Below are 25,065 nucleotides of genomic sequence, written 5' to 3'. Positions count from 1 at the left end.
TATGAATAATACAATAAGCGATACTGACAACCTCGATCAGCCAGATCATGATGCTCATGACCATCACCCGAAAGGCTTGAGCCGCTGGCTGTTCACCACCAATCACAAAGACATTGGCACCATGTATCTGGTGTTCAGCTTCGCGCTCCTATTTATTGGCGGCGGAATGGCTTTTGTGATCCGTGCCGAACTGTTTCAACCCGGCTTGCAGTTTATCCAACCGGAATTCTTTAACCAGATGACCACCATGCACGGCTTGATTATGGTGTTTGGAGTGGTCATGCCCGCCTTTGTTGGATTAGCCAACTGGATGGTGCCGTTGATGATCGGAGCTCCAGACATGGCTCTGCCACGGATGAATAACTGGAGTTTCTGGATCTTACCTTTTGCCTTCGGCATGTTGCTATCAAGCCTATTCATGGAAGGCGGCGGCCCGAACTTTGGGTGGACGTTCTATGCGCCACTTTCAACAACCTATGCGCCGCCGAGCACCACCTTTTTCATCTTCGGCGTCCATTTAATGGGGCTGTCGTCGATCATGGGGGCCATCAATATCATCACCACAATTCTTAACATGCGCGCGCCGGGTATGACCCTGATGAAGATGCCAATGTTCGTATGGACTTGGTTGATCACCGCGTTCTTGCTGATTGCTGTTATGCCAGTACTGGCAGGCTGTGTGACCATGATGCTGATGGACATCCACTTTGGCACCAGTTTCTTTAACGCGGCGGGCGGCGGTGACCCGGTGATGTTCCAGCATATTTTCTGGTTCTTCGGGCACCCGGAGGTATATATCATGATCCTTCCAGCGTTCGGAGTGGTGTCGCAGATCATCCCGGCTTTTGCCCGTAAGAAACTCTTTGGGTATCACTCGATGGTGTATGCGACGGCCTCAATTGCCATCCTGTCTTTTGTCGTGTGGGCACACCATATGTTCACCGTGGGTCTACCTGTAGCGGCGGAACTCTTCTTCATGTATTCCACCATGCTGATTGCCGTACCGACTGGCGTCAAAGTGTTTAACTGGGTATCCACTATGTTCCGGGGTTCCATGACCTTTGAAGCTCCGATGTTGTTCTCAGTAGCCTTTGTGGTGTTGTTCACTATCGGGGGGTTATCCGGGTTAATGCTGGCCATCGCACCTGCCGACTTCCAATACCATGACACCTACTTCGTAGTTGCACACTTCCACTATGTACTGGTACCTGGGGCCATCTTTGGCATCATCGCTGCCACCTATTACTGGATTCCGAAATGGTCTGGCTATATGTACCACGAAGGCTTGGCACAAGTGCATTTCTGGCTGTCGTTTATTGGGTTGAATTTGACCTTCTTCCCAATGCACTTCTTAGGCTTGGCCGGCATGCCACGACGTATTCCAGACTACGCATTGCAATTTGCCGATTTCAATATGATCACCAGCCTCGGCGCCTTCTTATTTGGTACGACGCAATTACTGTTCCTCTACATAGTCATTCGATGTGTTCGCGGAAAAGGCGAACCGGCACCACAAAAACCGTGGGAAGGCGCAGAAGGCCTGGAATGGACGGTTCCCTCTCCAGCCCCTTTGCACACCTTTGAAAATCCGCCGAAGGTTGATTAGTCATGAATCAAGATAACAATCATCCAGCATCGGATTCGACCAACAATAAAGGCTCTAACGAATCCAAAATACAGAACCTGCCACTAAAACTTGTTTTAGCAACGGTTCTGATGTTTGGCTTTGGCTTTGCGTTGGTGCCTTTGTACGATGTCTTTTGTGACATCACAGGGATCAACGGCAAAGGCTTTGAGCGTCAGCCATTGAGTCAAACAGAAGCCACTTATCCTCAAGCCATCGAAACAACGGAAGATCCTTTAGCCTCTCAGGAAGAATCTACAGCCCGCAAAGTAACAGTGCAGTTTATCGCCAACCCTCAAACTGGTTTCTCTGGAGATTTCTATCCACGGTCTGCGCAGCTAAGTGCTCCTGTGGATAAGTCTGTTACCACCGCATATGTGGCTCGAAACGCCACCGAAAATAACCTTAAACTGCAAGCCATTCCCAGTATCTCACCGGCTGAAGCATCCAGTTATGTAACCAAGATGGAGTGTTTCTGCTTCCAACAACAATCCTTGGAGGCAGGCCAAGAGCGCGAAATGGGGCTGACCTTTTCCATTTCCAGTGAGCTACCAGAGCATATTCACAAAGTGACCTTCTCATACTCTTTGTACCCACTGGAAGACGAAGACAAACAGCAGCAAGCGTCTGATACAACAGACAGCACAACAACGCATACAACCAACAACACAATTAACAACACAGCAACCAGCACGCAACTGAACCGTACATTCCCTAGTGCCGAAATAATGGACCAGATAACGGGAGGCAAACATCATGAGCCAAACACATAACCCGGCGAAACCGCCTAATTATTATGTTCCGCATCAAAGCAAATGGCCGATCATCGCCACCATTGCTGTCTTCTGTCTTATGTATGGGCTTGCCTCGATTCTCCACAGTTCTCAAGTAGGTAAGATGACACCTGTCCCAAGTTGGATCATGCTGATTGGTTTGGGGCTTACCATCTATATGCTCTACGGTTGGTTCTCCAACGTCATTCAAGAAAGCAGACAAGGTCTGTATTCCGCACAACTGGATCAATCATTCCGCATGGGCATGGCGTGGTTTATTTTTTCAGAAGTGATGTTCTTCGCGGCTTTCTTCGGGGCCCTCTTCTATGCGCGCGTGCTCTCCGTGCCTTGGTTAGGTGGCGAAGGCGACAAAGGTGTCAGCAACATGTTGTGGGAAGGCTTTAGCGCCCATTGGCCACTACTGACCAACCCTGATCCCGAATTATTTCCAGGGCCCAGCGATACCATTCCGGCCTGGCAAATTCCTTTCTTGAACACCGTTATTTTGGTGTCTTCGAGTTTCACCCTCACCTTAGCTCACCATGCCTTAAAAGAGGATAAACGCAAGCTATGTGCAAGCTGGTTAGCAGTCACTGTCGCTCTGGGGGTAATTTTCTTAGGCTTCCAGATCTATGAGTATCAACATGCGTACAATGACCTTCAGTTGACACTGTCTTCGGGTATTTATGGCTCGACCTTCTTTATGCTCACAGGTTTTCACGGCGCCCACGTTACCATAGGCACCATCATGTTAGCGGTAGTTTTAATACGAATTCTGAACGGGCACTTCACCAAAGACAAACACTTTGGTTTTGAAGCATCGGCCTGGTATTGGCACTTTGTAGATGTGGTTTGGTTGCTGTTATTTACCTTCGTCTACGTTTTGTAATGAACCGCGAATGAAAAGAGCAAAGAGATAGGAAAACAAGGTCATCACCAGTTACCAGTGATGGCCTGTTTGATAGCCCAAATAGAGGAAGATAAGCAGTAAGGTAATGGCGCTCAAAAGTACTCGAAGAGCCAATCCTTTGAGGACTTTGGTACCCGGTTGCGGGTGGCGCACTAAATGCCAGAAAGACCAGAAAAGACTGATCACCACGGCAAGGAGCATAACAACAATAATGAATTTAAAGATCATGGATTCCAAACCTACAAAACCGCAACAAGGGAACTCGGTAGAAACCATTCAAACTACCGAACGTATCCTTGAGTGTAAAGCGTTTGGCCGCGAATGGATTATTCGAATCGTTCCCGTCTTCTGGTTCATCATGTCTTTAATCATTATCCTAACCACCAGCTTAGGCCTGTGGCAGCTGGATCGCATGCATCAAAAAGCCGCTACTCTGGAAAAAACTCAAACACAGCAAACACAGAAGGTTTCAGGCTATTTTCTAGCGACTCGACTCTATCTGGATAACATCACCTATAACGGTCGTGTCGGTTATGAAATCATCGTTCCATTTAGTCCAATCAAGGGTGAATCTAATCTCCCATCCCAAGTGCTGGTTAATTTAGGTTGGGTTGCTGCGGATAGATTCAGAAGCCAACTACCCGACGTGTCCATCAATACCTTGTCTGTACAACGCTTAATGATTCAACCGGCTTCTTGGTCACAACGAACACCCAGCCAAAACATAGAAGTTATGCACCAGGCATCGCAGCCTGCGAATCCTATACAAACCAGATCTCTTCAAAACCATGTCCAACAAAATTCTGCCCAACAAAATTCTGCCCAACAAAATTCTGTCCATCAAAGTACAACTCATCAGAGAACAATGGCCTATCGAATCCAGGCATTAAACGTTCAAACGCAGAGCCTTCTGAATCTTCCTCAAACCTTTTTTCGGGCATTGGCAGGCGACAATGTCTTCACAACGGAACACTGGCAACAGCAAGCCGATCACTTGGAAGTTGCACCGAAACGACATCTTGGATACGCCATTCAATGGTTCACCATGGCAGTTATTGCGGTGATCATTTTACTGGTGAGTTCCATCTCAATAGTTCGTCCGTTCGAAGGAGATGACGGTCATGAATGAAAAATCTACCTCTTGGTCTTCCTGGCTAACCTTAGTCACGCTACTAACGTGTGGCTTGGTGCCTATGGTGGCGGCCTTTGTGCTTTACTTCTGGCCGCCTGAAGATTTGAAACTAGATACCATACATCATGGTCAACTGCTCTCTCCACCGTTGCCAGTGTCTTCTTCTAACTTCATGCACACGGCAACGAACGAGCCTGAACAGTCAACAACCAACACTACGGACAAAGCTGGCTGGCAACTGGTCCACATTGAGCTTTCAGCGCAATGCAGCGCTCAGCAAGAAGCAAGTCATTCCAAGCAAACTGACTTGTTGAACATTAAGCACCAGCAAATTATTAGCGCTCTGGGGCGAGAAGCGCACAGAGTGTCACAAGCACACCTTTGTCTTAACCAATTACCCATACAAGGTCTGGACAACTCCAACTATCAAGGGATCGTTAATCCCAACAATCAACTGATCATGGTGTACCACCAAGACGTTAATCAACGGGGTATTTATCAAGATCTGAAACGTTTACTCAAATACAACAAGCTGGGCTGATCGACAAATGAAGTAGGGAAAGACTATGACCAAACAACTGACTAACTTAGCGCTAGCTCTCGTCTTTGTAGTAATTGGACTTGGCGCCTTAACCCGTTTACTGGATGCTGGCTTAGGATGTCCCGATTGGCCTGGTTGTTATGGTTTTCTAACCCCACCCAATCAACCCGAGCACATTGAACTTGCCGAAGAGTTGTACCCGAACACGCCTGTAGTTCGACACCAAGCCTGGATGGAGATGGTGCATAGATACGCCGCAGGTACATTAGGGCTATTAATTTTTGCGATCACCTTGAGGCTCTACCGAACAAACAAGAAGAGTTCAACACTTAGCCAAGCAACTGTCATTGCGACTGTGTTATCGATGGTGGTCATTGTGCAAGCGGCTTTCGGTATGTGGACAGTCACTTTAAAACTTTGGCCACCCATAGTCACACTGCACTTGTTAGGCGGCTTAATCACCTTTGGGCTCTTAATCGTACTCCGCTTTTTACTACAGCAACCAGAAATCACCGACAGAAATCAGATCACCAAAGAACGAAACCATGGTTCTCCGTCTCATCAAACACTCAAACGACTGGCCGTCAGCGCCCTGTTGGTGGTTTTCCTTCAAATCACCCTAGGTGCTTGGACAAGCAGTAATTACGCAGGTCTCGCCTGCCCTGATTTCCCAACGTGCCAAAACCAGTGGTTCGAACAAGTATCGATTCAAAAAGCACTGAGCATTCCCTCTTACGATAATCTCTCATTTCTTCATGGCCGAACTGATGCGCAAACACGAGTCTCCATCCAAGTACTTCATCGGCTGGGTGCTGTCATCACTTTGATCATCGTAGGTGTGTTTCTGATCCAATTCTTACGCAGTCAGCACCCTTACCGAAAACAAATAGCGCTAGTGACTTCAACATTACTGGTCTTGCAAATTGTCTTAGGCATCCTAACGGCGGTTTTACTCTTACCGTTAACTCTGGCGTTACTGCACAACCTGGTTGCGGCTCTATTATTCGGAAGCCTCATAACTGCCAATTTGCTGGTCGCTCATTCTCAAACAGTGCCATTAGTTGAACGAACTGAATTAACGGGCATCCCAGAAACCCACACTGTAGGTATGACTAAGGAGATTCAAGATGGCAACATCATCACACATAACTCCTGATCCTCAGGTATCGAAACAAAAAACACCACTAACCCAGGTTTTTATTAACTCTGAATTAGCGTCACAATATCTCGAATTATGTAAACCGAAAGTGGTCTTCGTGATGTTGATTACCGCCTGGGTCGGCATGTTACTGGCGTTGACCGGGTTACCGAGTTTGCTTCAGCTAAGCCACATGCTTCTCGCATCCATAGGTATTACCTTGTGTGCATCTTCATCGGCGGTGGTCAATCATGTGGTCGATCAATGGCGTGATCAAAAGATGCAACGAACTCAGCATCGACCTATTGCTAAAGGAAAGATTTCTCGACAACAAGCCATGATCTTTGCCGCATTGTTGCTGATTGTCGGATGTACATGCTTAGCTTACGTTAATTTGGTCTGCCTGATTCTGACACTTTGTGCGACGATAGGTTATGCCATTCTCTACACCTTGGTATTAAAGCCCATCACGCCACAAAACATTACCATTGGTGGCATAGCTGGAGCCCTCCCACCGCTGCTGGGTTGGACCGCAGTGTCCCCTGAGATTACGGCACACGCCTTGCTGTTGGTGTTAATCATCTTTACTTGGACGCCACCCCACTTCTGGGCATTGGCGCTGTATCGAGTGAAGGATTACCAAAAGGCAGAAGTACCTATGCTCCCCGTCACTCATGGACAAGAATTCACTCGTCTGCATATTCTGCTTTATTCGGTATTGTTAGTACTGGTGACGGCGTTACCCTGGCTCAGTCAATTTTCCTCGTGGTTGTATCTGGTGGCGATAAGTTATTTAAATTTGCGCTTTCTATCACTGGCCTGGCGTCTCTATAGCAACAAGTCGATGAGCACGGCACAACAGCTGTTTAGATACTCTATCGTATATTTATTGGGTCTTTTTCTAGCGATTTTGGCTGATCGTATGGTATTTTTTTGGGTTTAATAAGCTGACCCCCGCCAAGGTGTCAGCTAGACTTTAATAACTCATAATGCCCGTAAGTTAACGTCAGGATGACTCCTATGTATAAATCCTTGCTTGGACTGTCTGTACTTTGCTCTGCCTTAATTGGCCTGTCTCTACCAGCCAGTGCGTCTTCGTCCACACCCAATTCCTCCGACATCAGTAACGCTGATAAAGCCTTTATGGAAATGTCTGAGTCAGCTCCGGCACCTGCGACTGAGCTCATCAACAACCCCCAGGAAACGAATCAAGGCACGTCTCAACAAAGCCTGGAAAAAGCCTCATCAGAGACTGCTGCGCCTATGCCGCATTTGGTTGTTGCAGAAAATCTAATGGTCGGTTCCATTCGTGAGTTAACCGGCAAGGCAGTCTTACACAAGCAAGGAGAAGTGCGTGGCGAAAGCGCGTCTTCCGGAGACATCCTGAAAGCTCAGGATATTTTAAGAACCAAACGCAATTCGCAAGCCGTCGTTCAACTTATTGATGGTTCAACCATTGTCCTGCAAGAACAAACGTCGCTTCATCTTAAAGGCCTTCAATCCTTGAGTTTGGAAGAAGGTACGGTGTTATTTGATATTCGCAAACGCGGTAAATCGAAAGGCCTGCAAGTGGCCACCAAGACTGCAGTTATTGGTGTAAAAGGCACGCAATTCCTGGTTAAAGACGAAGACAATCAAGTGGACGTGTACTTGAACGAGGGGAATGTTGAGATTAATCCCATCGAAGGCTCCTTTAAACACTACAAAGCCGTTTCCACCGAAAGCTTTAATGATTACAGCCAACAAATGATGGAAGAATTCCAGAAAGAAAAAGAGAAGATGCACCAAGGCATCGAAGACATGAAACGTGAGTTTGTGGAATACCTTAACTCTTTCGATATGAAAGCAGGTACTGCGGTATCAATTTCAGGTGACGAATTAACCTCCTACCCAATGCCGGATCATTACAATGATTTGTTCAAGGAATTGGAGCAGCAAGCTGAAATTACACGACAAAAATTAAACCAGCAGCAATAAGTTAATTCCCTCCTTTTTAGCGAATCAACAGTGAGGAAGGAAACACATACACTTCCTCACTGAACATATGTTTTAACACCTAGTATTCGTGCCTTAAATCATCATCCTTTCTTAAAGCTGGTCACGCCATCCCAATCATCTCCTGGCGGCTCATCAATACACTGCTGACACCGTTGTGCAAAGTAATTCGAAGCTCCGTCATCGAACTCGTCCACCAGCGCTTTGAATTGATTCACACCGGATTGAAAGGACTGGGCGAAATAATCATTCAGAGCCATTTCAAAACGATCGGACAAACGCTGATTTTGTTCTGTGTCCGTCATAACTTCATAAATGGTGACCGGTTCCGTTTTGCCCGCCACGCGGATACGGTCAATCCGACGCAACAAATACCCCTGATAAGGCTCTTGAAGCGTGTTTTTGGTGTTTTCACTGATCAGAATCCGTGTGCCATAAGGTTTATTCATTCCCTCCAGACGAGAAGCTAAATTCACTGCATCACCAATGGCGGTATAACTAAAGCGTAACTGAGAGCCCATGTTACCAACAACCGCTGGACCAGTATTCACGCCAATACCGATTTCAATGGTTGGTAACCCTTGCTCAATCAAAGACAGATTCTTTTGTTCTTTCACATCCACCATGGCCAAAGCCGCTTGAATCGCTCGTTCACCATGAGCATCCAGAGAAATCGGTGCATTGAAAATGGCCATGATCGCATCACCAATGTACTTATCAAGCATGCCCTTTTCTTTTAGAATCGCTTCCGTCATCGGATCAAAAATTTGATTAAGCAAAGAAACCAGTTCGATTGGTGACAGCTTTTCGGACATAGAAGTGAAGTTTCTGAGATCTGAAAACAACACCGAAATTTCTTTTTCATCACCACCTAATTTAAGGTTCTCCGGATCTTTTAAGATTTCTCCAACCAATTCCGAAGACACATACGAGGAAAACGCGTCTTTAATCTGACGATTTTGTTGATCGGCTTTAATCGCAGAAAACAATTCAATGACTACCGCCAGACCAATCATAGGAGACGCGACATAGAACTCTCGCAGCCAGACATTTGCTTGAAAGTACGAAAACCAAGAAATACCAACCACAGTCACAATACTCAGAACATACAAAGGAATGCGTACATTAGGATTCCCTATGTAACTGAGCAGGAGTATGGTCAGCAGGCCAATAATAATTCCCGACCAATCGAGCGTCGGCGATTCTTTCATTAGATTTCCATTCAATAAATTGCTGGTGGCCATGGCATGCAGAAAGACCCCTGGTGTCACTGCATCAATCGGCGTCGGACGCATATCAAACACGCCTACTTCCGTCACACCAATAATCACAATCTTGTCTTTGATGTTCTCTTCAGGAATGACGCCGGAGATGACATCTTTTGCTGACCATTGATTCACATCTTCATTAAAGTTGATTCTAATGAAGTTCTGCCCTTTCAATTGAGCGTGATCCAGCTCGAAATAATCCACACCGTCATCATCCAAAACCAGTTTGGCTTCCCGATTGAGGTGTTGACGAACCGCCTGAATACCAATCGGCGGCAACAGAAAACCTTCATGAATGTAAGCAATGGGATAATGGCGATATAAACCATCGGCATCTGGCTCGGTGGTGAACACACCACACGTCATCGCGGCATCCGCCACCGGAGAGATATTCAGTTCGGAAAAAGGAAATTCGCGGACTCTGACCGTATCCGCTTTTAATTCATAATCAAAATAAGCACATTCTTCGAGGTAATCCAAGGCTTCATCATCGCTGTGCTCTGTGGCTTCGTTACGTAGAAAATACCCCAGAATGACATTATTATTATCCGAGATTTGATCGATCATAATCTGATCTGATTCGGCATTCGAAGGCTCCGAAAACACAATATCAAGCACCACGACTGAAGCGGGGGATAATTTCTCGAACAAATCTGCCATGAGGCGTCGATCCCATGGCCAACGTCCATATTCATTAATACTCGGCTCATCAATGGTGACCACAACCACGTCTTCATGAGGCAGAGGTGCCATCCCCATACGATGGCGAACTACCGTTTTTATGTCATCAAATCCCGCAGCAACACGTTCCAGCAAAGGAGGCTGGAACTGATAAAGCATCATTGACAATGAAGCTATTATGAGAAAACACACCAAGCGATAGGGAAAAAGCGACGTAAACTGGTTAAGCTTCACAAAAAATCCTATTAAAACATGTACATCCGTGTTTTTAGACTACCCTGAGCAAGAGTAATGCGTTACCCTCAGTCTAGCACTGCTAGTGAAATAAATAGCGAATAATTTTATAACAACAAATTAGATCTCATGCGTTCATCTCATCCTTTCAGTGACGTTCTACTTTCTCAACAGGACGCCACCAATTTACCTGAGCACCTAACAAGCCGTTACACTCGTTTGGCTTGGTTTGCTTTCGCTGTCATGCTGTGCTGTGCATCTTTATTTGTTAGCCAGCAAGTTCATGCTGATACCGCCGATAGTTATTCAATTAAGATTTCGTCCGACAATGAAAGCTTGGGCTCGTACATCAGTTATTATGTGTCACCGGCAGAACACACCGCATCAGAGATTCTTAACCTTCCGACCAGCGAATGGCAGAAAAGTCAGAAAGATGTTCCTAGCTTTTCGATTGTATCGGGAGATATCTGGTTACGTCTAAGTCTAAAAAACGACGAATTTCAGAGCGTCAAAAAAATCCTTCATCTGGATTACGCCCTGCTCGATTACGTTGAAGCCTTTTACCAATTTGAAGGTTCAGACAGTTTTTCAAGACACTTCCGAACAGGTAGCATATATCCATTCGAAACCCGACCAATTCGTGATTCCGCGTTTGCCTTCCCCATTCAATTGGAGCCACAAGAATCCTTAACTCTATATTTAAGATTACAGAATGACGGCTTCATCCAAGCCCCAATCACGCTATGGAATGAGACCTCATTCTATGAAAACCGGCTAATCAGCCAATCACTGCTTTTTGCTGTTATCGGCATTCTTGCGGCGCTGGGTATCTACAATATTTTTCTCTATATCTCAGTCAGTGAAAAAACCTATCTACTGTTTGCAATCTTTGCGATCAGCATTTCGGCTCTAGTCAGTATTTCTTCAGGCTTGTCGGTTCAATACCTTGGACTCGACCTACAAGTGTGGAACGAAAAATGGATGACCATATTCATCGGTATCATGACGATATCTGGAGCCCTATTACCTGTCGTAACGATGCAGCTCAAGATTCTTTCGAAAACCTATTACTACATTTGTACCACGATGGCGGCATTGGGCGGCTGGATCATACTCTCGACGTTTCTACTGGATCACTCAACCCGTATTAGCATCGCCTTTTGTATCGTCTTATTCACCATTCTGGTGATTACCGTTTTAAGCTTTCACTTTTGGATTACTAAAGTACCGGGTGTCCGCCTATTTGCTATGTCATGGAGCTTTTTTCTGTTCGGTGGCAGCATGATTATTTTCAACCGACTCAACATCCTTCCGCGCAATGATTCCACTGAGTACTTATTGCTCTATACCTCATTAATCGGCCTCTTTTTACTCTCGTTTTCTCTGGCTAATCGAATCAATCGAGCTAAAAGAAGCCAAGAAGAAGCGCAATCAACGTCTTTAAAGTTAATGGAGAAGTTTTACGACCTCTTCCAAAACTCTTTGGAAGGTATTTTTACTATTACCGCCAAAGGTGAGCTGGTGGAAGCCAATCCGGCCTTTTGCCAAATGTTGGGCTACGACAACATCGACCTGCTGAAAAAATCCATCGATACAAAACAGGTTTTTGCCGCATCAGATTTAGTTAATATTCTGAAAAAGGTACGGGAAACCGGCTCAGTGCAAGGCTATGAACTCAAAGGACGGCGAGCCGATGGCGACAACTTCTGGGCAGCCATCTATGTAAGAAAAGAGAAAAGTAAGAACGTCAACATGGAAGTCCTAACCGGTGCCATGCTTGATATTACTGAGTCTAAAGAGAGCCAATTAAAGCTGGAATACCTCGCACAACATGATCCTCTTACCGGGCTGTTCAACCGCCGTAAATTTATGACTGCGCTGGAAGATGCTATTCAAGGATTCCGCAAAAAACAATTAACCTCCTCAGTGGTTTATATCGATCTGGATCAATTCAAAGTAGTGAATGATACCTGCGGCCATACCGCCGGTGATGTGCTACTAAAAGACCTCACCACCGCGATGAGTGAGATGATTCCGTTAGGCTCTTGTTTGGCTCGTCTAGGTGGTGATGAGTTCGCGATTGTGCTATCCGGTTACGACGAAGAACACAGTTATCAGTTTGCTGAAAACATGCGTCAAATGATCAGCGACTATCAGTTTGCCTGGGATGAGCAAGTCTTTACCTTAGGCGCCAGTATCGGCATTGTTTCTATTAACGATGATTGTGGCTCTGTCGAATACGTGTTGAGTTTGGCGGATACGGCCTGCTTTGCCGCAAAAGACCAAGGCCGAAACAGCATACACATTTACGACCATGAAAAAGGCGAAGCTCAAGCACTAAAATCTGAGATGCATCGCGTTTCAGAAATTAATCACGCGCTTGAACACGGCAACTTCGTCATTTATCAACAAGCGATTGTTCCAACTAACAAACCGAAATTTTGTCAGTACTATGAAATTCTGGTTCGCATGACCAATCAAGCCCATGAGATCCTCCCCCCCGGTCTGTTTCTACCGGCAGCGGAGCGCTATAACCTCATGCCTGCTATTGATCTTTGGGTTGTGACTAATTACTGCGATTGGCTGGTCAAAAACCCAGAACAGCTAGACATTCTCAAATGCGTGTCCATAAACCTCAGCCCAGCCACCATTAACGACGTCGCTACAGTTAATGCCATTACCCGCTGTTTTACCGATAAGAACATTCCGACGCACAAAATTTGTTTCGAAGTCACAGAAAGCAGCGCCATTGTGAATATGGATAAAACTCTGCCGTTACTTCGTTCATTAAGAGATCAAGGTTTCAATTTGGCGCTCGATGATTTTGGCGCCGGCTTCGCTTCTTACAGCTACTTAAAAACCTTGCCCTTCAATGTCCTCAAGATCGATGGCAGCTTTATTCGTGACATAGCAAATAACCACATCGACAAGACCATTGTGAAGTCGATTAATGAAGTGGCGAGAGCCTTAGGTATGACCACCATTGCCGAATTCGTTGAAAACGATACGGTACTTGAAATTATTCACGACATCGGTGTGGAATACAGCCAAGGTTACGGCATCGCAAAACCTGGCCCATTAAGTGACCTTATTAGTGAAACCATTGATCTGTAACAAATAACCTTTGTGCATTGATTGATACGCTCCTGATTGTGATTTGGGTATTGGATACTTTCTTTGATCAGGAGAAGATAATGAAAAAACTAATTAGCGTGTTAGCACTGGCAGCTTTAGCCGGATCAGTTCAAGCAGCAGATGTTGCCGCGGGTAAAGCAAAGTCAGCAACCTGCGCAGGTTGTCACGGCTCTAACGGCATCGGCATCATGGATACTTATCCTAATTTGGCAGGACAAAAAGCCGGATACCTTGCGAAGCAGCTAAAAGCCTTTAAAGACGGAACGCGTGCCGATCCTATTATGGGATCAATGGCAAAACCACTGAGTGATGCAGATATTGCGAACATCGCTGCTTACTACGCCTCGCTAAAGTAATGGCTTAATAGCCACCGTTATTTATGTTCATAAAAAACCGGGTCTGAATACAACCCGGTTTTAGCATTTCAGGAACGCCTGAAAAGTGGAATTACACCCCGATAGAATTTAACGCGTTAACGATGCTTCTTAAGGCACCAGAGATCATTGGGTGTTGATCTTCAAAAGCGATGACCTGCTGCTCCAGCTCTGAAACCAAGTCTTCATCCCAATCTGACACATCTTTGTATTCCAATTGATGCTCAATACGATCCGCTAAACTCTCAACTTTTTCAGTATCCTCTACTGAGCTGTTATCCAGGCTTTCTTTGAGTTCGGATAACGCCTGTTTTAACGTCTGTTTAGGCATGCCTACTTACTCCTCTATTCACCATCCTTTAACTCTTAATCCTTTATCCATTAATCCCTTAATACATAGAGCATAGCTCTTTCTGATAACTCTGCCCCTGATCAATATCAGGTTAAAAGCGCTTGATGATCCATCATGAATTTCCTCAGCTTAGGCTGTATTACCAACTGACAGTAGCGCTCAGTAGGATTTTGAGCATAGTAGTCCTGGTGGTATGCCTCAGCCTCAAAAAACTCATCGAACTGGCTTAGTTCAGTCACGATTGGATCAGGCCAAATCGCTTCATCACTTAATGTTTGAATCACCTGTTCGGCAATGTGTTTTTGCGTCTCATCACGATAAAAAATGACCGAACGATATTGAGTGCCAATGTCTGCACCCTGTCGGTTTAACGTGGTTGGATCATGTAGAGCAAAAAACGCTTTCAGAACCGTTTCAAGGTCAACAATTCTATTATCGAACTCCACCTGTACTACCTCGGCGTGGCCGGTACTGCCCGAACAGACATCACGATAAGTCGGTGTCTTTGTTTCACCGCCTGAATAACCGGACTTAGCAGAAAGTACACCTTTTATCATGCGCAATGCACTTTCAATACACCAAAAGCAGCCACCACCTAATGTGATTACCTCAATCGCCATACACTCACCCTCTTGTTTTTCACTCGAACGTCTACCAAATTAGAAAACACGGCTGATGCTAAGGGAACCCCTTGCATACAATCCTCAACCGTTAGTATTAACTGTCAACCATCTACCTTTTCTCGCTCAAACCATGCTTTAACAGACGGAAAACAGCAACAAATCAACAAATGAAAGGCTTACCCATAAGTTTAGAAGCCCATCCGAAACCATCAATGTCGCACCTTGCATTTGTGCAATCACCACTTGCATCGCTTAGACCTCTCATTGATTTTTTCTGCCATCCTAGACTGCTAGTGTTGCAATCACTACTAACTAACGGAATAGGTATAATAATGAAACGTTTAAAAAAAGTGATTAGTGTCTCTTGTGTGCTGAGTTTGGCTATGACCAGTGTTGCAATGGCAGATAAGAAAGATACCCTGCAACAGTCTATTTCAGGGTATAACACCAATGCAGCCCTCAACTTTTCGGATCAATACGCTTGGCAGTTATTCACAGACTTGAACCACCCTGCCGATTTATCAAATTGTGGCCCAGCCCGTCACAAAGCGCTTGGGGACGACGGGTTAACTGTTTGGGAAGTCTGGCAATCGCGGGAAGAAACCTTTCTAGATGGTGCAGTTCGCCCACCTCGCTGGCGTGAAGGTTGCAACGACGGCGGCTTTTATTCTTATCCAGAAGGCAATTACAGTAACTTTGACGATGAAGCCGTACGCATCAATAAAAAAGCGTACCGCTTCATTCGCTCAAAACAACTCTACAGCTTGGACGAACAAGAACGCTTAGCACAAGACGGCGTGACCGACATTGATTTCCCTCTGGGATCAAAAACCGTCAAAGCAGGCTGGGTAAAAATTGAAGAAGCGGATAAGCCGTTTTATCACTGGGTTGAGGTGGAACGTGATGACGAAGTTATCATTTTCGGATTATCTGCCATTCATATTGCCTCAAAGGATTTTCCAACCTGGTTTTGGGCGACCTTTGAACATGTGGATAACAACACACGTTGGAACCTCACTTATCCTGAAGCATTTCCTGGTTGGGTAGTTCCATCCAAGGACAGCGCCGCTTGTCCTCCTTCCAACTTAGCATGTAACCAAATACCCGAAGGTTATGGCCTGGAAGGAACCAAATGGGAAAACTACCGACTTCGTGGAACTCAGACAGAAATTGTGGATAACCGAGGAAATCCTACGATCTTAGTAAACTCTCATCTTGAAGGCGTTTTGGATCAGGAATCCATGTCGTGCATCAGCTGTCACGCACTGGCCGTCAAAGGCGAATCGGGCGATTCTATGCCAATTCCAATTACCGAAGGCACCAATGAAAACGGTTTACCTATGGGACACATTGGCGCTTTAAACCCAACTCTTTTCCTGGATAACAATGGCAGCCCGATTCCCTACGTTGGCTTGGATTATGTTTGGACGCTTCGCAATGCCAAACGCGAAAACTTTTAATTTGAACTAACAAGCGTTAAACCATAAATTTAGGGCGTACCTATTAAGACTGAGGTATGCCTTAAGTTTTCCACTCAAATAGGTTGTTCAATACCGTACCGTCAAGATTCTTCCCGAGAATTAAACGCTTGCAACCTTGGTTCATTGCGTAACTTTTCCACCAAAAACTCTTTGAAGACTTTTAATCGTTGGCAACTTCTCATATCTGGGTGATAGAGCAGCCAAATATTACTCGGATGAATGAAGTCGATGGTGAAGAGTCTCACGAGCGTCGATTTGGCCTGATCATCAGGTAAAATGGCAACGCCCACCCCCGCTTCAGCTAACGCAGACATAGACACCAAATCATTACTTCGAGCGGTAATGTTTCCAGCCGGGACATTCTCACGTATCCATTTGAATGCCGGTAAAGTCAGTAAATCGATATGACTACTGATTAGTTTATGGCTTATTAATTCTGACACATCCTTCGGTGTTCCATGGTATTGCAAATATTCCTCAGACGCATAGGCCGACCAGCGAAGAGTAAGCAAATGCTTGCCCACCAGATAGTCTGGCGGAGCCGGACACGCTCGAATGGCCAGATCGGCCTCCCGTTTGGATAAATTACAATCGTCATTTGTAACATGAAGATTAACGATGATCTCGGGATGCAGCCCCTGAAATTCCCGAATATACCCCGGCAAAAAGCAGTAACCGAAGTTATGAGGAACAGTCAGATTAATCTGACCGTATAAGCCATTATTTTGGTTGTCCAACACCAACTGAATGTCCGCCACACGATCAACAATATTCTCTGCGTGGCTCAAGATATCCATACCTAATTCGGACAAACGATAACCATCTGAACCACGGATAAAGACCTTTGCACCGAGCGCTTCCTCAAGATTATTAATCCGTCGAAAGACCGTTGAGTGATTTACCTTTAATACTTCAGCCGCTTTGGCTAATGATTCATTACGAGAAACCGCCACCAGATACTTCAAATCATCCCAGTTTAAGTGATCGAGTTTTATCATTCCTTGTTCCAACCTTTTTGCCCTTGATGTCACCATCAATGCGTTTTTTATTAATAATCTATTCAAATACGCTTGCACCATTGAGTGAAATGCGACTTATTTCTGTCAACACACAAAACTGCAAATGCCATCCTCATTATTGCAATCATGACCTATATAAGTTTCCGATAAAATTGTTAATAAATAGAAAGGCTTATAAAAGCAAACTGGGTCTCTTATTGGATGCCAAGAACATCACTGACGACCAATTTCCCCTCGCCGTTTTAAGTCCGTCTATTGATCCCATGAATCAATAACACGCCAAGCGCTGTTATTGAGCAAAGCCAGTTAATCGGAGTTACCGGCCATGACACACCAGCACATTGAACTCGTAAGCCATCATCTATGCCCTTATGTTCAACGTTCCGTTATCGTACTGACAGAAAAGAACATTCCCCATAAACGAACCTACATCGACCTAGGGAACAAGCCAAACTGGTTCAAAGCCATCTCGCCAACCGGAAAAGTGCCACTACTCAAAGTAAATGGCCAGATTCTGTTTGAGTCTATGGTGATCTGTGAATATTTAAATGAGACTACACCAGGTTCATTGCATCCTGAGGACAGCTTGCAAAAAGCAAAACATAGATCCTGGAATGAGTTTGCCTCACAAATACTCAACAACATCGGACAACTCTATAATGCCAAAGATCACCAAGCCTTCTTGAGCGCCATAGAACAACTGAGGCTCAAGTTCGAACGCTTAGAACACGAAATTGTTTTACCTTATTTTTCCGGTTCTGAGTTTTGCATGACAGATGCCGCATTCGGCCCAGTTTTTCGTTACTTTGATGTCATGGACTCTTACCTTGAACAAGATCTCTTTAACAATCTTGATCAGGTCAAACAGTGGCGATCAAACTTGTCTCAACGACGTTCGATTCAAGAAGCCGTTTCGTCCGATTATCCTCAACGTCTAACAACCTTCTTACTGAATCGTCACAGTTACATCTCCGAACGGATTGAAGCTCAACAGCCAGAACTCAGCCACGCCTAGATGTACAGTTTCTTACCCCTTCGGGGGGTAAGAACATTCGCCCTGAGTTTGGCATTTCTGCAATTCCCGTTTGCACAAAAAACGTCCGTAGAATCAATTAATTAAAAAGGTTTATTGCTAGTATCAGGAACACATTGAAGAGCAGGTTTTCTTACTAAAAAAAGAAAAATACGCAGTTGTCTCAATTTGCTTATCACCTTTTACCAGATGGCTAAGTCATCGTGACAAAGTCATCTCCTTTAATTGATTAACGTGGCAGGAGGCCATTATGGATAATGCAGTATTAGAGAAACAACCAACGCAACAAGACGTTGCTGATTCAGGTATCAAAAAGCCTTCAACCCACACACTGCTGGACATCACTCAGCATGAAATTGAAGCATTGAAAACGGAATACAATCTTGCCGATGCTCATACCCACCAAAGCCAAAGTGCGTCTCAAAAGCAGATAGTTAGCGACCTGCCTAACTTGTGGTATTCCGCAGAAGAGAAGACCCAGTATGAGTGTGAACAAGAATTTATTGAAAAGTTCTATACCATGCACGGTCAGACCACGGCGTTGAAGCGTAAAGACGAAATCTATCTGGTCTACGCCGCTTCCATCTCAATGCACATTACCGCAACCTATCTAATGCAACGAGAGCTAAGTGTGGGTCTTATCGAGCCTTGTTTCGATAACCTGCACGACTTAATGAAACATATGCGAGTGCCACTGTCTCCGTTAGATGAATCTCTGTTTTCGGACCCAGCCACTATTTACGACAACATGGTCAAACATGCGCTGTGCCTGGATGCGATCTTTATTGTTGATCCAAATAATCCAACAGGTTTCAGCATTTTTTCTGAAAGCAGCGAAGCCTTCTCAGAACTGGTCCGGTTCTGCTGTGATTACAACAAACTGTTAATCATGGACTTTTGTTTCAGCGCCTTTATTAAAGTATCCGGTGGCACGCGTTATGACGTTTATGAAATTTTAGAAGGCAGCGGCGTGAGCTTTATTGCCATGGAAGACACGGGTAAAACCTGGCCCATTCAAGACGCTAAGTGCTCTACGTTACAAACCAGCAAAGACATTAATGATGATGTCTACAACATTCTAACCAGTGTTCTACTGAATGTTTCCCCGTTTATTTTACGAATGGTCACCCAGTACGTGGAAGACAGCATGAAGGATGACTTCGCATCTGTTCGCGAGGTATTGGACGAAAACCGTGAGCTTGCCATTCAATATCTGGACAGCGGCCTGCTTAAGTACTGCCCGCCACAAATTAAATCCAGCGTCGCTTGGTTCGAAATCACCGATCCTGAAATTAATGCCGATCAACTGCAAGAAACCCTGCGAGCTCACAATGTGTATGTCCTTCCGGGCAAATATTTCTACTGGGCGCATCCAGAACGAGGACAACGTTATATCCGCATCGCGTTAGCCAGAAATTCAGACATGTTCTTAGGTGCTATGAAAGTTGCTGCCGAGGTAATCAATGACTTCAACAAATAAAAAAATATTCATTGATGCATCTCTGTTCATGGGCATGCACTCAGAAGATGAACTAACACGACAATCATCGTTGCGTTTCTTCACTGAGTACTTTAGCCACCGAATCTTTATGAACCTTGAACAAGTGGGCATGTGCGATGAATTGGTATGGCAATACGAACGTCACATTCAGGACGACTATTACCCCTTCATGGACGTGCTACACAGTGAAATGGATATTCAGAGAATTGGCTATACCACGACCGATTTAGAAGAGCTATTGCGTAATCCATTACTGAACAGTCCTTCACTGGGCGTTCAACAGAAGCTGCTATTAGCTCAAGTGATTAATCGTAATGGCATTTTATACACCCACGATACAGTCATTCATGCAATAGACGCATTCCAACCGTATTTAGGGGAATTTCACACCGACAGTGAAGACCTTCATCAGCAAAGCGAATTTTGCTCTCCCCTCAATGCGCTGTACGAAACGTCGAAAGTCTTAGTTTTCCCTTACAACGCCATCTCTCAAGGAAGCGAGAACTATGTTAAGTAAGAACGTGCTTATCCCACTTATTACCCCAATCAATGAAGATAACCAAGTATGCGAATACAGTGTTAAAGCCTTGATTGATCGCTCTAAAGAATTTGTCGAAGGCTATATTCCGTGTCTGACTTCCGGCGAAGGTTGGAAGCTGAGTGAGGAACAATGGTGCGATATGGTTCGATACACCATTAAACATGCACCTCACCATAACGTTATTACCGGCATTGAAAAGCCAACGACTCTGGAAGTCATGCATTTCGCTAAACTGGCCAACACACTGGGTGCTGACGGCATTATCATCACCAGTCCATTCGGAGAATCGGTAAGCCAAGAAGAGATCTTTCTTCACTACCAATCTCTGCATGACCTCTTTCCCCGAGACCTCTATATCTATAACGAGTCCGAGCTATCCAACAACAAGACAACGCCAGAAACCCTGATCAAAATATCTGAGTTGTCGAATGTCGTTGGAATCAAAGAATCCAGTAACTCCGATGAGTTCAATGCCATCCGAGCATTGCTTCAAGCCAATGGCTTGAAAGTCTATCAAGGTTGGGAAAACCGAATCGTCGATGACGAACTGGCCGATGGCAATATCTGTTCGCTCAGTAACCTGTATCCAAAACTGTGCCTGCAAGCGACACAGAATGAGTCGCCCAAAGTTAAGTCCGAGTTAAAGTCTGAAATCAACACGTTGTGTGAAAGGCACCAGTTGTTCGCAGAAGACTGGTATGCATACATCAAACAATTCCTTAACAAGGCTGGTGTGATCTCCAGCAGTTCTTGTATCGAACCAGCTTAAGGGGAATTGTAATGATGCTAACCCAACAGCACCTCTATCATTACAACCGAGAGCAGGTTGTTCATGCCAAGGCACATCAGTCGAGCTATCTAGAGTTTGAAGCTCAATGGATTAATTCCGCACTTGCTAGCCTTGCGCCAACGCCCGAGATTGAAAACTACTCCGACTTGGTGGATGAAGTTAATCAATTTATTGCGCAAGAATCCTCTGAAGAACCCGAAAGCGCCCTGTTTGTTTCAGAACACATGTCGCTTGAACAGTTCCGCATTTTAGTTCAGGAATTTGCACTCGATGGTCTCACCGAAGCACAGATATTCTATGCCATCATGCCTCGCTTAACCCTGGCAGCACAGATGCCAATGCTTCGAATCTTAATCGATGAGTTCGGCTCGGCTAACCCCGCCAAGACACATACCATGCTCTATCAAAAGTTGTTGCAAGAATTAGGCATGCCCGACGATGCCGCATTCTATTTCGATAAAATTGAAAGCAGCAGCTATGCCTTTGTAAACATGTTCTATTGGTTAACCTTAAGAGCCGATGATGCATCTTACTTCGTGGGAGCACTCACTTACCTGGAAAGTATTATTCCATCGGTCTTTCCCTGCTACACCCAAGCGTGTACGCGCTTAGGTATCGAGAATCATCATTACTACAGCGAACACTGTCACATCGATGATTTTCACGCCAAAGAATGTTTTCGCCTACTTAAAGCAATGAACCAAAGTAACAGTCTGAACTTCAGCAAAGCCTGGGATGGCGTACGACTGGCCAGTTTGGTAACCAATCAGGCATTCGAACAAGCAGTTTTAAAAGCCCAAGGCTTGCACTCCAACGGTCATGAATCCGCGTCCTCTGCTGTCCAGTCAAAGGTGGCGCTATGACAGACATTCTTGATTACAAAGAAGAAGGCACCTTCATCATCGAACATGAGGGGGTACGCTACCAGCTTCCCCGTCATTGTCCACATCGCTCGGGAAGGCTTGATCATGGAAAAATCAACCTTCACGCCAAAACCGTTTCCTGTCCGTTGCACCAGTCTGTGTTCAGATTTGACAGCGGAGAGCAAGTGGCAGGTCCAAGCTGTGGAAAACTAAAGGTAGCAATCACAACATCAACCAAGTGTGACTAATCACTTACATGGAAACCTCATAAATACGGAGATACAACAATGAACTCAAATCTTAGTCCTTACGGTGCATTACTAATGCGCGTGTCACTGGGATGTGTACTGGTAGCACACAGCCTTTACCTGAAACTCATGGTATTTACCCTAGCCGGCACGGCCGGATATTTTGAATCAATCGGCTTACCAAGCTGGTTTGCTTATGCCGTCTTCTTTATTGAAGCCCTTACGGGCATTACATTAATTGTGGGCTACAAGACACGATTGTCAGCCGCATTAGTGACACCTATTTTACTCGGCGCAACGTGGGCCCACGCGGGGAACGGTTGGCTATTTACTGCAGAGAACGGTGGCTGGGAATATCCTCTGTTTCTCGCTCTCATCGCAGCCGCCGTAGCACTCATTGGGCCGGGAGCATACGCTTTAGAATCCAACAAAGATAATTTGATGGACGAGTTGAACGGCCTGAAATTGCAATCCACTAACTGAGGGGGATCCTTGTGTCTAATCACTCTCCCTACTCAGACTACCAAGTGAATCAGCCATGGCTTCCCTTTTCTGAAGTGCTATTGGATTGGGATGAATCTTTTCATCAGCTGATGCTCAATGACCGCCTGCGAATGCAGGCGTATGAACAGGCCATCAAAGAGACGGTAAAACCAGGGGATGTCGTTGTCGACTTAGGAGCCGGTACCGGCATCCTAAGTCAGTGGGCTCTTGAAGCTGGGGCCAGTAAGGTCTACGCCATTGAATTAGATGCAAGCATTCTGAATATTGCAGAACAATCACTGGCTAAAACCCAATTTGCCGACCGCTTTATCGCCATCAACAAACTCTCTTACGATGTAACGCTGCCGGAGCGGGTTGATGTCTTGATTTCAGAAATCTTAGGCAATATCGCAGATAATGAAGACTTCCAGCCGATCATTAGCGATGCAATAGCCCGTTTCCTGAAACCAGAGGGCAAGTGCCTGCCCAAAGACGCCTGTTCTTATATTGCACCTGTTACGTCTGAAAGTGCCCACGAAGCCATTCGACAAGGAGCAATTAAAACCCTTAATCCAAGCTACAAACTCGAAAAACTGATGGCACAAAAAGCCATCAATAATCGCTTCAATCTCTACTATGATACAGTACTTTTGGCCTCTTCCCGCCTCAGTAAACCGCAGGCTTTGCAGCGGTATGACGGTGATTGGAGCCAATCATCCAGTTATCACAAGTCACGATCTTTTGTGGTTGAAAAAGACGCCGTTCTGACAGGCTTTCAATGCTACTTTGTAGCGACGTTGAGTGACAATGTCAGCCTTGATATTTCTGGTGACTGTTTAACGGAAAGAAGCTGTTCAGACAGCTGGAAACACGCTTACCTTCCGATTGAACACCGCATAGAAGTACAAAAAGGCGACATTATTTCTCTGAGTTTTAGTCGTTACTATCCAAAAGATAAGTGCACCTTAGCCTTCCGCCAGTTTTATCGTTGGAAAGGAACGGTCATGCGTGAGGGTAACGCGGTTGCCAGCTTTGACCAATGCATGGACGAAGGGGTGTTTAATCCTGCCAGATAAAACCTTAACTACAAAAACACTCACCCTAATCACTTTGGCGCTGTGTCCTGCAGCGCCAAAGCTTATCTACGGCGATCACCTCAAGAATTTCTAACACCTTGTTATTCATCGGATATACTTAACATTAGAACAAGCAAATTCCCAGCTGATTTCTGACATACATCAATACCTAAGAACCCGACACTTGCGATGATCAAAACATGACACTAGCTGTCTGTTACCACATCAATCTTTAGGAGGTGGCTTATGGATTTGGATCATGTAAAAACGAAGTTACTCGAACAAAAAGAGCAAATAGAACGGCGAGTAAATGCCATCAGTAGTGACTTGAACCGCTCTGAGCCTATGAGCCAGGACTTTAGCGAGCAGGCCACAGAGCAGGAAAATCTAGACGTCCTGCACGCCTTAGAACATGAAGGCAAAGAAGAGCTCATTCTTATTAACCAAGCCCTAGCCCGTCTCCAAAGTGGAGAATATGGATTATGTCGTGAATGCGGCGAAGAAATTAATCCCGCTCGACTGGATGCCCTTCCTTTTGTTACCACCTGTATTAGCTGTGCAGAATAATACAAACTTTGTGTGAACCCTAAGGCTGTTCTAGAGTTAGATAATTAACTCCGACAGTGCAGAATCAAACTCGGTCCTATGCCCTTCAGGTGAGCAGCCTTATGACTTCGGTTCCCTACAAACCAGATCATGTTCCACAACTCACGCCCTGTCTAACGGTTGAAGCGCCGGAAGAAGCCATCAGCTTTTACGAGTTGGCGTTTGGCTTTGAGAGAATCGGCGAACCCATCGTACGAAATGGCTTAGCAGTATTTGCTGAAATGTACTGTCTTGAAGCTCGCATCATGCTTCAACGCCAAGGCAGTTTCAGTAGCCCATCGCAAACGCCTAATTCCTCTGAGATTCAACAAGGCATTGGTTTGTATATTTATGTACCCAACATTGAAATGCACTATTCCCGTGCAACCTCCTGTGGCGCAACCATACTCTCCGAAGTTTTGGATACTTTCTGGGGGGATCGAATTTACACAGTTAAGGATCTGGACGGTTATCTCTGGACATTTGCTCAACATGTGACAGAACCTCAAATTACCGAAGAAGAGATTTCCAATTCTGGACTGATTCTTGAGGAAGATGAGCTGGATAGTCTGGATGAATAACGCTGAAAAGCCTCTTAACAGATATGAAACGACCGAAATCGATCAAACAATTGAATATTCAACAATTGTTTTACAGACATAAAA

26 protein-coding genes are annotated in these 25,065 nt (G+C 45.2%); 21 read left to right on the top strand and 5 right to left on the bottom strand.

The genetic code is table 11. From position 1 onward, the window contains the following. The first annotated feature begins 1 nt into the window (after position 1). From ctaD to ACFOEK_RS01455, 3 genes are read left to right on the top strand one after another with little or no spacing between them, the layout of a single operon-like run. Positions 2 to 1,606 (top strand): cytochrome c oxidase subunit I, encoded by a 1,605-nt coding sequence (gene ctaD / locus ACFOEK_RS01465; RefSeq protein ID WP_386715088.1) that lies wholly within the window; start codon positions 2 to 4, stop codon positions 1,604 to 1,606. Between the two features lie 2 nt (positions 1,607 to 1,608). After that, the gene (locus tag ACFOEK_RS01460) at positions 1,609 to 2,397 is read left to right on the top strand and encodes a cytochrome c oxidase assembly protein (protein WP_386715085.1); all 789 of its coding nucleotides are present in this window, start codon (positions 1,609 to 1,611) and stop codon (positions 2,395 to 2,397) included. Beyond that, positions 2,381 to 3,286: a cytochrome c oxidase subunit 3 gene (locus ACFOEK_RS01455; RefSeq protein WP_386715082.1), complete on the top strand. Its 906-nt coding sequence runs from the start codon at positions 2,381 to 2,383 to the stop codon at positions 3,284 to 3,286. Before ACFOEK_RS01460 ends, ACFOEK_RS01455 begins: the two co-directional genes overlap by 17 nt. A 51-nt stretch (positions 3,287 to 3,337) precedes the next feature. Here the strand turns inward: ACFOEK_RS01455 and ACFOEK_RS01450 are convergent, their stop codons facing one another. After that, positions 3,338 to 3,535 carry a DUF2909 domain-containing protein gene (locus ACFOEK_RS01450; protein ID WP_386715079.1) on the bottom strand — a complete coding sequence of 66 codons (198 nt, stop codon included), beginning with the start codon at positions 3,533 to 3,535 and terminating at the stop codon, positions 3,338 to 3,340. Here ACFOEK_RS01450 and ACFOEK_RS01445 point away from each other — a divergent pair. The 5 genes from ACFOEK_RS01445 (at position 3,534) to ACFOEK_RS01425 (ending at position 8,095) form a co-directional block, all read left to right on the top strand. After that, positions 3,534 to 4,436, top strand: coding sequence for an SURF1 family protein (locus tag ACFOEK_RS01445; RefSeq protein ID WP_386715076.1), 903 nt, complete (start codon positions 3,534 to 3,536; stop codon positions 4,434 to 4,436). The genes ACFOEK_RS01450 and ACFOEK_RS01445 overlap by 2 nt on opposite strands. Continuing rightward, positions 4,429 to 4,980 carry a hypothetical protein gene (locus ACFOEK_RS01440; protein WP_386715073.1) on the top strand — a complete coding sequence of 184 codons (552 nt, stop codon included), beginning with the start codon at positions 4,429 to 4,431 and terminating at the stop codon, positions 4,978 to 4,980. The genes ACFOEK_RS01445 and ACFOEK_RS01440 overlap by 8 nt, the downstream gene beginning before the upstream one ends. A 25-nt stretch (positions 4,981 to 5,005) precedes the next feature. Beyond that, positions 5,006 to 6,136, top strand: a complete 1,131-nt coding sequence (locus tag ACFOEK_RS01435; protein WP_386715070.1) for a COX15/CtaA family protein — start codon at positions 5,006 to 5,008, stop codon at positions 6,134 to 6,136. Then, on the top strand, positions 6,108 to 7,061 hold the full coding sequence (gene cyoE / locus ACFOEK_RS01430) for a heme o synthase (RefSeq protein ID WP_386715067.1): 954 nt from the start codon (positions 6,108 to 6,110) through the stop codon (positions 7,059 to 7,061). Before ACFOEK_RS01435 ends, cyoE begins: the two co-directional genes overlap by 29 nt. Positions 7,062 to 7,138: 77 nt before the next feature. After that, positions 7,139 to 8,095: a FecR family protein gene (locus ACFOEK_RS01425; protein WP_386715064.1), complete on the top strand. Its 957-nt coding sequence runs from the start codon at positions 7,139 to 7,141 to the stop codon at positions 8,093 to 8,095. A 101-nt stretch (positions 8,096 to 8,196) separates the two neighbouring features. Here ACFOEK_RS01425 and ACFOEK_RS01420 read toward each other — a convergent pair whose 3' ends face one another. Further along, positions 8,197 to 10,224, bottom strand: a complete 2,028-nt coding sequence (locus ACFOEK_RS01420) for a CHASE2 domain-containing protein (protein WP_386715061.1) — start codon at positions 10,222 to 10,224, stop codon at positions 8,197 to 8,199. Between the two features lie 201 nt (positions 10,225 to 10,425). Here ACFOEK_RS01420 and ACFOEK_RS01415 point away from each other — a divergent pair, with 201 nt between their 5' ends. Together ACFOEK_RS01415 and ACFOEK_RS01410 are read left to right on the top strand one after the other, a co-directional pair. Then, positions 10,426 to 13,410 carry an EAL domain-containing protein gene (locus ACFOEK_RS01415; RefSeq protein ID WP_386715058.1) on the top strand — a complete coding sequence of 995 codons (2,985 nt, stop codon included), beginning with the start codon at positions 10,426 to 10,428 and terminating at the stop codon, positions 13,408 to 13,410. A gap of 80 nt (positions 13,411 to 13,490) precedes the next feature. Continuing rightward, on the top strand, positions 13,491 to 13,787 hold the full coding sequence (locus ACFOEK_RS01410; RefSeq protein WP_386715055.1) for a c-type cytochrome: 297 nt from the start codon (positions 13,491 to 13,493) through the stop codon (positions 13,785 to 13,787). Positions 13,788 to 13,878: 91 nt separating this feature from the next. Here the strand turns inward: ACFOEK_RS01410 and ACFOEK_RS01405 are convergent, their stop codons facing one another. Then, positions 13,879 to 14,136 carry a DUF4404 family protein gene (locus ACFOEK_RS01405; RefSeq protein WP_386715052.1) on the bottom strand — a complete coding sequence of 86 codons (258 nt, stop codon included), beginning with the start codon at positions 14,134 to 14,136 and terminating at the stop codon, positions 13,879 to 13,881. Positions 14,137 to 14,243: 107 nt separating this feature from the next. After that, positions 14,244 to 14,777 carry a peptide-methionine (S)-S-oxide reductase MsrA gene (msrA, locus tag ACFOEK_RS01400; protein ID WP_386715049.1) on the bottom strand — a complete coding sequence of 178 codons (534 nt, stop codon included), beginning with the start codon at positions 14,775 to 14,777 and terminating at the stop codon, positions 14,244 to 14,246. Between the two features lie 335 nt (positions 14,778 to 15,112). Here msrA and ACFOEK_RS01395 point away from each other — a divergent pair, with 335 nt between their 5' ends. Next, positions 15,113 to 16,240, top strand: a complete 1,128-nt coding sequence (locus ACFOEK_RS01395; protein ID WP_386715046.1) for a hypothetical protein — start codon at positions 15,113 to 15,115, stop codon at positions 16,238 to 16,240. A 101-nt stretch (positions 16,241 to 16,341) separates the two neighbouring features. Here the strand turns inward: ACFOEK_RS01395 and ACFOEK_RS01390 are convergent, their stop codons facing one another. Next, positions 16,342 to 17,259: a LysR family transcriptional regulator gene (locus ACFOEK_RS01390; RefSeq protein ID WP_386715043.1), complete on the bottom strand. Its 918-nt coding sequence runs from the start codon at positions 17,257 to 17,259 to the stop codon at positions 16,342 to 16,344. Between the two features lie 346 nt (positions 17,260 to 17,605). Here ACFOEK_RS01390 and ACFOEK_RS01385 point away from each other — a divergent pair, with 346 nt between their 5' ends. The 10 genes from ACFOEK_RS01385 (at position 17,606) to ACFOEK_RS01340 (ending at position 24,981) form a co-directional block, all read left to right on the top strand. Further along, positions 17,606 to 18,295, top strand: coding sequence for a glutathione S-transferase family protein (locus tag ACFOEK_RS01385; protein ID WP_386715040.1), 690 nt, complete (start codon positions 17,606 to 17,608; stop codon positions 18,293 to 18,295). 268 nt (positions 18,296 to 18,563) lie between these two features. Further along, on the top strand, positions 18,564 to 19,793 hold the full coding sequence (locus tag ACFOEK_RS01380; RefSeq protein WP_386715038.1) for a hypothetical protein: 1,230 nt from the start codon (positions 18,564 to 18,566) through the stop codon (positions 19,791 to 19,793). Further along, the gene (locus ACFOEK_RS01375; protein ID WP_386715035.1) at positions 19,777 to 20,331 is read left to right on the top strand and encodes a DUF6190 family protein; all 555 of its coding nucleotides are present in this window, start codon (positions 19,777 to 19,779) and stop codon (positions 20,329 to 20,331) included. Before ACFOEK_RS01380 ends, ACFOEK_RS01375 begins: the two co-directional genes overlap by 17 nt. Further along, positions 20,321 to 21,124, top strand: a complete 804-nt coding sequence (locus tag ACFOEK_RS01370; RefSeq protein ID WP_386715032.1) for a dihydrodipicolinate synthase family protein — start codon at positions 20,321 to 20,323, stop codon at positions 21,122 to 21,124. Before ACFOEK_RS01375 ends, ACFOEK_RS01370 begins: the two co-directional genes overlap by 11 nt. 11 nt (positions 21,125 to 21,135) lie before the next feature. Further along, positions 21,136 to 22,008, top strand: a complete 873-nt coding sequence (locus tag ACFOEK_RS01365; protein WP_386715029.1) for an iron-containing redox enzyme family protein — start codon at positions 21,136 to 21,138, stop codon at positions 22,006 to 22,008. Further along, positions 22,005 to 22,256, top strand: a complete 252-nt coding sequence (locus tag ACFOEK_RS01360) for a Rieske (2Fe-2S) protein (protein ID WP_386715026.1) — start codon at positions 22,005 to 22,007, stop codon at positions 22,254 to 22,256. The genes ACFOEK_RS01365 and ACFOEK_RS01360 overlap by 4 nt, the downstream gene beginning before the upstream one ends. Positions 22,257 to 22,295: 39 nt before the next feature. Further along, positions 22,296 to 22,739 carry a DoxX family protein gene (locus ACFOEK_RS01355; protein WP_386715023.1) on the top strand — a complete coding sequence of 148 codons (444 nt, stop codon included), beginning with the start codon at positions 22,296 to 22,298 and terminating at the stop codon, positions 22,737 to 22,739. Positions 22,740 to 22,750: 11 nt separating this feature from the next. Further along, on the top strand, positions 22,751 to 23,815 hold the full coding sequence (locus tag ACFOEK_RS01350) for a 50S ribosomal protein L11 methyltransferase (protein ID WP_386715020.1): 1,065 nt from the start codon (positions 22,751 to 22,753) through the stop codon (positions 23,813 to 23,815). Positions 23,816 to 24,061: 246 nt separating this feature from the next. Further along, positions 24,062 to 24,382, top strand: a complete 321-nt coding sequence (locus ACFOEK_RS01345; protein WP_386715017.1) for a TraR/DksA family transcriptional regulator — start codon at positions 24,062 to 24,064, stop codon at positions 24,380 to 24,382. Positions 24,383 to 24,483: 101 nt separating this feature from the next. Beyond that, positions 24,484 to 24,981 carry a VOC family protein gene (locus ACFOEK_RS01340; RefSeq protein WP_386715015.1) on the top strand — a complete coding sequence of 166 codons (498 nt, stop codon included), beginning with the start codon at positions 24,484 to 24,486 and terminating at the stop codon, positions 24,979 to 24,981. Positions 24,982 to 25,065 lie beyond the last annotated feature (84 nt).

The organism is Litoribrevibacter euphylliae (genome assembly GCF_042646085.1).
In the GTDB taxonomy this organism is placed as follows: domain Bacteria; phylum Pseudomonadota; class Gammaproteobacteria; order Pseudomonadales; family Litoribrevibacteraceae; genus Litoribrevibacter; species Litoribrevibacter euphylliae.
The sequence above is the reverse complement of the archived record's forward strand: the minus strand, read 5'-3'. Positions and strand labels throughout refer to the sequence as shown.